General features: G+C 72.8%; 11 protein-coding genes. 9 read left to right on the top strand and 2 right to left on the bottom strand.

The genetic code is table 11. The features are described 5' to 3' along the window. A partial coding sequence (locus tag I59_RS09340) for an NUDIX domain-containing protein (RefSeq protein WP_261976548.1) occupies positions 1 to 347 on the bottom strand: 347 nt, incomplete at its 3' end. 65 nt (positions 348 to 412) lie between these two features. Further along, a complete protein-coding gene (locus I59_RS09335) occupies positions 413 to 1,732 on the bottom strand; it encodes a glutamyl-tRNA reductase (protein ID WP_031273501.1) in 1,320 nt (439 codons plus the stop codon). Positions 1,733 to 1,780: 48 nt separating this feature from the next. On the opposite strand from I59_RS09335, the gene hemE reads away from it, so the two are divergent. The 9 genes from hemE to hemC form a co-directional block, all read left to right on the top strand. Beyond that, the gene (gene hemE, locus I59_RS09330; protein ID WP_083882017.1) at positions 1,781 to 2,941 is read left to right on the top strand and encodes a uroporphyrinogen decarboxylase; all 1,161 of its coding nucleotides are present in this window, start codon (positions 1,781 to 1,783) and stop codon (positions 2,939 to 2,941) included. Then, positions 2,938 to 3,198, top strand: coding sequence for an FAD-dependent oxidoreductase (locus tag I59_RS23445; RefSeq protein ID WP_049976559.1), 261 nt, complete (start codon positions 2,938 to 2,940; stop codon positions 3,196 to 3,198). The genes hemE and I59_RS23445 overlap by 4 nt, the downstream gene beginning before the upstream one ends. Positions 3,199 to 3,262: 64 nt before the next feature. Beyond that, positions 3,263 to 4,345, top strand: coding sequence for an NAD(P)/FAD-dependent oxidoreductase (locus I59_RS19620; RefSeq protein ID WP_049976558.1), 1,083 nt, complete (start codon positions 3,263 to 3,265; stop codon positions 4,343 to 4,345). 97 nt (positions 4,346 to 4,442) lie between these two features. After that, a complete protein-coding gene (locus I59_RS09320) occupies positions 4,443 to 4,697 on the top strand; it encodes a hypothetical protein (protein ID WP_031273499.1) in 255 nt (84 codons plus the stop codon). Further along, a complete protein-coding gene (locus I59_RS09315) occupies positions 4,694 to 5,152 on the top strand; it encodes a phage holin family protein (protein ID WP_031273498.1) in 459 nt (152 codons plus the stop codon). Before I59_RS09320 ends, I59_RS09315 begins: the two co-directional genes overlap by 4 nt. A gap of 70 nt (positions 5,153 to 5,222) precedes the next feature. Beyond that, on the top strand, positions 5,223 to 5,453 hold the full coding sequence (locus I59_RS09310; RefSeq protein ID WP_022903643.1) for a DUF3618 domain-containing protein: 231 nt from the start codon (positions 5,223 to 5,225) through the stop codon (positions 5,451 to 5,453). Positions 5,454 to 5,548: 95 nt separating this feature from the next. After that, entirely contained in the window at positions 5,549 to 6,280 is a 732-nt protein-coding gene (hemQ, locus tag I59_RS09305) for a hydrogen peroxide-dependent heme synthase (RefSeq protein ID WP_022903642.1), read from the top strand. Beyond that, positions 6,277 to 7,515, top strand: a complete 1,239-nt coding sequence (locus I59_RS09300) for a ferrochelatase (protein WP_022903641.1) — start codon at positions 6,277 to 6,279, stop codon at positions 7,513 to 7,515. Before hemQ ends, I59_RS09300 begins: the two co-directional genes overlap by 4 nt. Then, positions 7,512 to 8,265 (top strand): hydroxymethylbilane synthase (gene hemC, locus I59_RS09295; RefSeq protein WP_022903640.1); only part of this gene is annotated, 754 nt, incomplete at its 3' end. The genes I59_RS09300 and hemC, both read left to right, overlap by 4 nt.

Raw genomic sequence — 8,265 nt, 5'->3', positions numbered from 1 at the left:
CACTCCACCTCGTCGACCTCCGCGGAGGCGACGGGCGTGACGGAGTCGAGCGTGCCTCCCGGCCGGACCAGGAACAGCGCCATCGCGACCATCGTGCCCGGCGCCTGCTCGTGAGCCGGCTCAAGGACGGTGCCGAACGGTTCGACGTCCTGCTCCGTCAGCCGGAGGCCGGTCTCCTCACGGGCTTCGCGGAGTGCGGCCTCGACGTCGGTCTCGTGCGCCTCGGCCTTGCCGCCGGGCAGGTAGAGCACGTCGCGCCCGCGCGCGCGCACCATCAGCACACGGCGGTCACGGATCAGCAGGAGCGCGCTGACCCGGAGCGTCACCGGGTCGGACGGAGGGCCCACGCGCCCCGGTTCCGCCGCGCCGCGGAGCTTGCGGAGCGGCGTGGTGGCCGAGGGCGTGGGGCGGCTCAGCTCGCGTCCGCCTCGTCGGTGCGGTCGGCGTCCTCACGGACGGGCGCGGCGCGCTCCGCGAGCGGCACGACGGGGCTCGGCACCTCCGCCTCGGGGGCGGGCTGCACCCCGTACAACGCGTCGAGCGCGCCGACGAACTCCTCACCGCGTCCGGCGCGACCGAGTTCACGGGCACGGACCGACGGACGGTGCAGCAGCACGCCCACGAGGTGCCGCAGGGCACGCTCGGTCTGCTCGACGGACTCGGGGTCCGGGTCGCGACGCTTCGCGCGCTCGATCTCGTCGTCGAGGATGTCGAACACGTGCTTGCGGAAGGCGACGAGGGCGGGGGTGGTCGACTGCTCGAGCGCCTGCGCACGGAAGCGGGAGACCGCGTCGTCGACCATCGCGCGCGCCTCGGACTCGGCGTTCAGCTCGGAGATCGGGGCGTGGATGCTGATCGTCTCGAGGTCGAGGAGCTCCACACCGTCGACGCCGGCGGCAGCGGGGTCGACGTTGCGGGGGAGCCCGAGGTCGATCACGATGCGACGGACGCCGTCGTCGAGGTCGGCGGGCGCGACGACCGGGACCTCGCTCGAGGTGCAGGTGATGACGACGTCGCTCGAGCCGATGGCCTGGCGGAGGTCACGGGCGGCGACGAGGTCGTGCTTCGCGGCGAACCAGGCGGCGCGGCCCGAGGGCGAGAAGACCTGGATGTTCACGGCGCCGCGGTCGCGGAGGGCCGCGATCGTGGTCGCGGCGTAGCTGCCGGTCCCCACCAGGAGCACGCGGGTCTCGGCCCAGTCGGTCACCCGGGAGGACGCGAGCTGCAGACCGAGCCGCACGAGCGACCGGCCGGCGGCGCCGATGCGGGTGCGGGTCTTGACGCCGCGCGAGGTGTGCGCGGCCTCTTGGAACAGGCGCTCGAGGTCGGAGGTGGTGGTGCCGTTCGAGCGGGCGTCCTCGAGGGAACGCCGGACCTGCCCGGAGATCTCGGTCTCACCGACGACGACGGACTCGAGCCCGCTCGACACGGCGAAGAGGTGCTGCACGACGTCCTTGCCACCGAGGACCCGGACCGAGTCGCGGAGCTCGGCGGGGGCGAGGTCGCTGGCGGCGGCGACGGCGTCGACGGTGGCCGAGACGGCGGAGTCACGGTCGTCCCCCGCGATGTCGAGGTAGGCCTCGAAGCGGTTGCACGTGGCGAGGACGACGGCTCCGTCCAACACGTCGGAGTCGGTCACGAGACGGCTCGCGGCGGTCGGTGCGCCGATGCTCAGTCGCTCCAGGAGGTCGAAGCTGGCGTTGCGGTGCGACGCCGTGAGACAGATGAGCACGTGTTCCATGGTAACCCGCGCTCGGTGTGCCGGCTGCTGGCTGCACGGATGTGCGGGAACCGTCCGGTCAGCCGGTGCGAGAATCGTCCGGTGACCGACGCCACCAGCACCGCCCTGCCCGGGACGCACCCCCTCGCCGCCGGCCTGACCAGCGGTTCCCCGCTCGTCCGCGCGCTCCGGGGCGACCGCCCCGAGACGCTGCCCGTGTGGTTCATGCGGCAGGCCGGACGGTCGTTGCCGGAGTACCGCGAGCTGCGGGTCGGCACCGCGATGCTCGACGCCTGCCTCGACCCGGCGCTCGCGTCGGAGATCACGCTGCAGCCGGTGCGTCGGCACGGGGTGGACGCCGGCATCTTCTTCAGCGACATCGTCGTGCCGATCAAGCTCGCCGGGGTGGACGTCGAGATCGTCCCCGGCCGCGGGCCGGTCCTCGGGTCCCCGATCCGGAGCGCGGCGGACGTGGACGCGCTCGGACAGCTCGACCCGTCCGCACTGGCGCCGATCACCGAGGCCGTCCGCCGAACGGTCGCCGAGCTCGGCAGCACCCCGCTCATCGGCTTCGCCGGGGCGCCCTTCACGCTCGCCGCGTACCTGGTCGAGGGCGGCCCCTCGAAGGACCACATCCGGGCGCGGACGCTCATGCACGCGGACCCGGAGACCTGGTCGCGCCTGCTGGCCTGGGCCGCTGACGTGTCCGGGGCGTTCCTCCGGGCGCAGGTGCTGGCCGGGGCCTCGGCCGCGCAGCTCTTCGACTCCTGGGTGGGTTCGCTCTCGCGGGCCGACTACCTCGAGCACGTCGCACCGCACTCGGACCGTGCGCTCTCCCACGTGGCCGACCTCGGTGTCCCGCGCATCCACTTCGGCGTCGGCAGCGGCGAGGTCCTGCACGACATGACGACCCTCGGCGGCGAGCGGGTCGTGGTCGACGGCGTCGGCGTCGACTGGCGCATCCCGCTCGACGAGGCCGTCCGTCGCGTCGGCACCGGCGTGACCGTGCAGGGGAACATCGACCCGGCGATGCTCTCCGCTCCGTGGCAGGTCCTCGAGGACCACGTGCGCGACGTCGTCCGTCGCGGCGGTGCTGCCCGGGCGCACGTCGTGAACCTCGGGCACGGGGTGCCGCCCGAGACCGACCCAGCCGTCATCACGCGCGTCGTCGAGCTCGTGCACTCCCTCGGCTCCGGCCGGGACGCGGGGGAGCCGGCGTGACCGACGTCGTCGTGGTCGGCGGCGGTGTCGCCGGCCTCGTCGCCGCCCGGGACCTCGCGAAGGGCGGCGCCCACGTCGTGCTCGTCGAGGCGTCGGGCGTCCTCGGCGGCATGGTGCGCCGGCACACCGTCGCGGGGATCGACCTCGACATGGCGGCCGACTCGTTCGCGACCCGCTCCGACGCGATCAGCAGGCTCGCGATCGACTCGGGCTCGGGCAACGACGTCGTGACCCCGAACAGCGCGGCGCCTGGCTGATGACCCGGGACGGACGGCCTCCCCCATCCCGGCCACCGGTCTGCTCGGGATCCCCGGACCCCCGATGGCGGCCGACGTCCTCGCCGTGGTGGGACAGAAGGGAGCGCTGCGCGCACAGATGGACTCCCTGCTCCCCGGTCCCGTCGGGTCGAAGGCCCCGTCCCTCGGTGAGCTCGTGCGCCGGAGGATGGGGGAGCGGGTCCTCGACGACCTCGTGGTCCCGATCGCCGGCGGCGTGCACTCGACCCACCCGGACCGCCTCGACCCCGACCGCGTGGCGCCCGGACTCCGCGCCGCACTGCTCCGCGACGGGTCGCTCGCCCGCGCCGTGCTCTCCCTGCGGTCCCGCGCAGCGGCCGGCTCCGCCGTGCAGGGCATCCGCGGCGGCATCGTGCGCCTCGTCGACGAGCTCGTCGCCGACACGGAGACGTACCACGTGGACGTCCGACTCCACACGACCGCGACGGCGGTCGAGGAGCACGCGGTCGAGGTGACGGGGCCCGACGGTGTCACCGAGCGACTCGTCGCCGACCACGTGCTGGCGTCCACGCCCGACCCGCGGCGTGCGTCCGCCGCCGACCGGACCGGGATCGAGCTCGTGACCCTCGTCGTCGACGAACCCGCCCTCGACGCCGCGCCCCGCGGGACGGGCATGCTCGTGCACCCGGACGCCGAGTCGGTGGCGGCCAAGGCCCTGACGCACGCGACCGTGAAGTGGCCGTGGCTCGCGGAGGCGGCGGACGGCCGGCACGTCCTCCGGCTCAGCTACGCGACCCCGCCGGACGGTCCTGCGGGGGCCCGGGCAGACGGCGCAGCGGGGTCCGGGCCGCACGCCGCGGCGGGAGCGGCGTCCGACGCGGGCGGTCCGGCGGGCGTGGCCACGAGCCTCCCGGTCGATCCGTCCGACCCCGTCGGGGTGCGCGCCCTCCGCGACGCCAGCACCCTGCTCGGCGTCCGGATGGGCACGGACCGTGTGCAGGGTGTCGCACGCGTGCGCTGGTACGGACCCGACACGACAGCGGCGGGTCTGGCGGACGGCGTGGTGGGCATCGGGGAGGCGTCCACCGGCCGGGGGCTCTCCGGCATCGTCGCGGGAGCCCGCGCGGCCGCGGAACGCATCCTGGACGACGCCGACCTGGGAACCTGAGCGGACCCGGCGGTGCCCGAGGGCTACTGTTGTGGAGACGCCGGACGTATTCCGCTCGGCGCATGACCACTGCACACTGACCCACGGAGGATCGCACATGCGAGGCAAGCTCCTGTTCGTCGCCGGCGCCGCACTCGGGTACGTCCTGGGATCGCGAGCCGGACGGGCGCGGTACGAGCAGATCAAGACCGTCAGCGGCAAGGTCTGGAACAGCAACGGCTTCCAGAAGGGCGTCCACAAGGCGGAGGACTTCATCGCCGACAAGACGCCGGACGTCGCCGAGTTCGTCGGCGAGCAGACGAAGAAGGTCGTCCGGAAGGTCGGGCAGAAGAAGGACGCCCACACCTCATGACCGACACCCGCGACCGCAAGTCGCGTTCGCTGTTCGGCCTGGTCGGTGACGTCCCGAAGCTCGTCAAGGAGCTCGTGACGGGCGAGCTGAACCTGCTCAAGGCGGAGATGCTGGCGAAGGTCAAGGTCTTCGCGCTCGCAGCCGGTCTCCTCGTGGCGGCGCTCGTGATCGTGCTCTACGCGATCGGCGTGCTGCTGACCGCGGCGGTCATGGGCCTCGCGACCGTGATGCCGGCGTGGCTCGCCGCGCTGGTCGTCGCCGTCGTCATGCTCGTCGTCGCGGCGATCCTCGGCCTGGTCGGGTGGAAGCGCTTCAAGAAGGGCCTGCCGATCACCCCGAAGCGGACGATCGACAGCGTCAAGAACGACGTCAACGCGGTGAAGGGCCTCGGCAAGAAGCCCACACCGACGCAGCGCCACGGCAATCGGACTCCGGACGTCAGCGGACGGTTCTGACACCGTCCCTCGTGACGACCCACGCACCAGCACAGCCGGATCCGGCACCAGCACCACCGACGGAGGAACCGTGACCGACCAGCACGACGAGATGGCCGACCGCGTCGCGGCGACCCGCGCGCAGCTGTTCGACACCCTCGACGCCATCGAGGACAAGCTCAACGTCCCCAAGCAGATCGGCATCGCCGCCGCCGGGCTGAAGCGCCGCGCGGACGAGAACCCCGTCCCCTACCTGGCCGGGCTCGCAGCGGGCGTTGCGGTGGTCGGGGGTATCGTCGTAGCGGTGCTCCGACGGCGGTGACCGGCCGACGCCACGCCGCCGTCCGGGTCCTCCGCGCCGGTCGCTCTTCGGCAGGGGCCGAGGTAATCCCTGGCAACCGATAGGACAAAGGACCCATGAGTTCCACCGTGCCCGCTGCGGGCGACGCACACGAGACCGACCCGGCCTCCGGCATCGACCCGAACCTCCTGACGGCCTACGCCCTGTGGGCCGTCTTCCGACGTCCGGTGGGGTCCGTGCCCCGTGCCGGTGACGACGCCGTCGCCGAGCTCGACGCCGTGGTCTCCGCGGCTGCGGAGCGCGGTGTGACCACCCGCGGCTTCTACGACGTCTCGGGCTTCCGCGCCGACGCCGACGTGATGATCTGGCTGCACGGCGACGACGCCCAGGCGATCCAGGCCGTGCTGCGCGACGTCCGCCGCACCGCCCTGTTCCAGGACGCCGAGCCGGTCTGGCACGTCATGGCGATGCACCGCGAGGCCGAGTTCAACAAGCGTCACACCCCGGCCTTCCTCCGCGGCAAGGACCCCGAGGCGTGGATCACGGTCTACCCGTTCGTCCGTTCCTACGAGTGGTACCTCCTGCCGGAAGAGGAGCGCTCGACGATGCTCCGCGACCACGGCATCGCCGGTGCGAAGTACCGCCGTGTGCTCACGAACACCATCGCGACCTTCGCCCTGAGCGACTACGAGTGGATCCTGCCGCTCGAGAGCCCGGACCTGGTCGACCTCGTCGACCTCATGCGCGACCTGCGCTACACCGAGGCACGCCTCCACGTCCGCGAGGAAGTGCCCTTCTACACGGGTCGTCGCGTGACGACCGCCGAGCTGCCGGAGGTGCTGTCGTGACCGACACCAGCAACATCACGAACGGACGCGGAGCCGTCCTCGCGGCGACGCCCGCCGCGGTCGACGGGCCCGAGCACGTCGAGGTGCCGACCGCGTACGACGCGATCCTGCTCGCCGGCTTCGGCGGACCCGAGGGCCAGGACGACGTCATCCCGTTCCTCCGCAACGTCACGCGCGGTCGGGGCATCCCGGACGAGCGGCTCGAAGAAGTCGCGCACCACTACCGGCACTTCGGCGGCGTCAGCCCGATCAACGCGCAGAACCGCGCGCTGAAGGCCGCGCTCGAGGCCGAGCTCGCGAAGCGCGGCATCGACCTGCCGGTGCTGTGGGGCAACCGCAACTGGGACCCGTACCTCGAGGACGCGTTCACGGAGGCCGCCGACCGTGGCCTGACGAACCTCATCGCGATCGCGACGAGCGCGTACTCGTCGTTCTCGAGCTGCCGGCAGTACCGCGAGGACTACGCCCGCGTGCTCGACGCCACCGGCCTGATCGACACCATCAAGATCGACAAGGTCCGACAGTTCTTCGACCACCCCGGCTTCGTCCGGCCGTTCGTCGACGGCGTGCGCGACGGCCTCGCGAAGGCGATCGCCGAGAACGAGGGCCTCGACGTCGCGACCGAGCTGCACGTGCTGTTCTCGACGCACTCGATCCCGTCCGCCGACGCCGCCCGCTCTGGCCCCGACTTCCGCGGGTTCGACGAGCACGGCGCGTACGAGGCGCAGCACCTCGCCGTCGCCGAGGTCGTGCTCGACCAGGCGTGGAGCGAGCTCCTCGAACAGCCCGAGCACGCGCACCTGCAGGGCACGTCGAAGCCCGCGTGGAAGCTCGTCTACCAGTCGCGCTCGGGCCCTCCGACGCAGCCCTGGCTCGAGCCGGACATCAACGACTACATGAACGAGGAGCTCCAGGGCGGTCCCACCCGCGCCGTGCTCATCGTCCCGCTCGGCTTCGTGAGCGACCACATGGAGGTCATGTGGGACCTCGACGAAGAAGCCACCGAGACCGCGCAGGAGCTCGGTTTCTGGTCGGTCCGCACGCAGACGCCCGGCGTCGACCCGGCCTACGTCGCCGGGCTGATCGACCTGGTGCTCGAGCGCGTGAACGGTGTGCCGACGTCGGAGCGTCCGCACCTGACGGACCTGGGCCCCTGGTACGACGTGTGCCGTCCGGGGTGCTGCGAGAACGTGCGCGCCGGGTTCAAGCCCGCGGCTGCCGGTCTGGCTCCGTGACCGAGCAGCAGCGCACCGAGCAGGACGGTCCGGCGCCGATCCGGCTCGGCACCCGTGCCAGCCGGCTGGCCGTCGCGCAGTCGCAGGACGTCGCCGACCGCCTCGCGAAGGCGTCCGGCCGTCCGGTCGAGCTCGTCGAGGTCACGAGCGAGGGCGACACGAACCGCGCCTCGCTCGCGAGCCTCGGCGGCACCGGGGTGTTCGCCAGCGCCCTGCGCGAGGCCCTGGTCGCCGGTGAGGTCGACGTGCTCGTGCACTCCCTCAAGGACCTCCCGACCGCTCCGTACCCGGGGCTGTCCATCGGAGCCGTCCCGAAGCGCGCCGACGCGCGTGACGTCCTGGTCGCCCGCAACGGCGCCACGGTCGACTCGCTGCCCGAAGGAGCGAAGGTCGGCACCGGGTCACCCCGACGTGTCGCGCAGCTCAAGGCGAAGCGTCCCGACCTCGACGTGGTGGACATCCGCGGGAACATCGACACCCGGCTCGGCCGCGTGGACGACGACCTCGACGCCGTGGTGCTCGCCGCCGCGGGGCTGACCCGGATCGACCGGCTCGACGCGGCGACCGAGCTGCTCGACCTCGGCTTCTGGCCGAGCGCGCCCGGCCAGGGTGCCCTCGCGGTCGAGATCCGCTCGGACGAGACGGACAGGAACCTGCTCGCCGCGCTCCGCAAGCTCGACCACGCGCCGACCCGCCTGACGGTCACGGCCGAGCGCGAGGTCCGGCGAAGCTCGAGGCGGGTGTCCGCCC

This window comes from Curtobacterium sp. B8 (assembly GCF_000333315.1).
Taxonomy (GTDB): domain Bacteria; phylum Actinomycetota; class Actinomycetes; order Actinomycetales; family Microbacteriaceae; genus Curtobacterium; species Curtobacterium luteum.
Note: the sequence above shows the minus strand (reverse complement) of the source record. Positions and strands in the feature narration are given on the sequence as shown.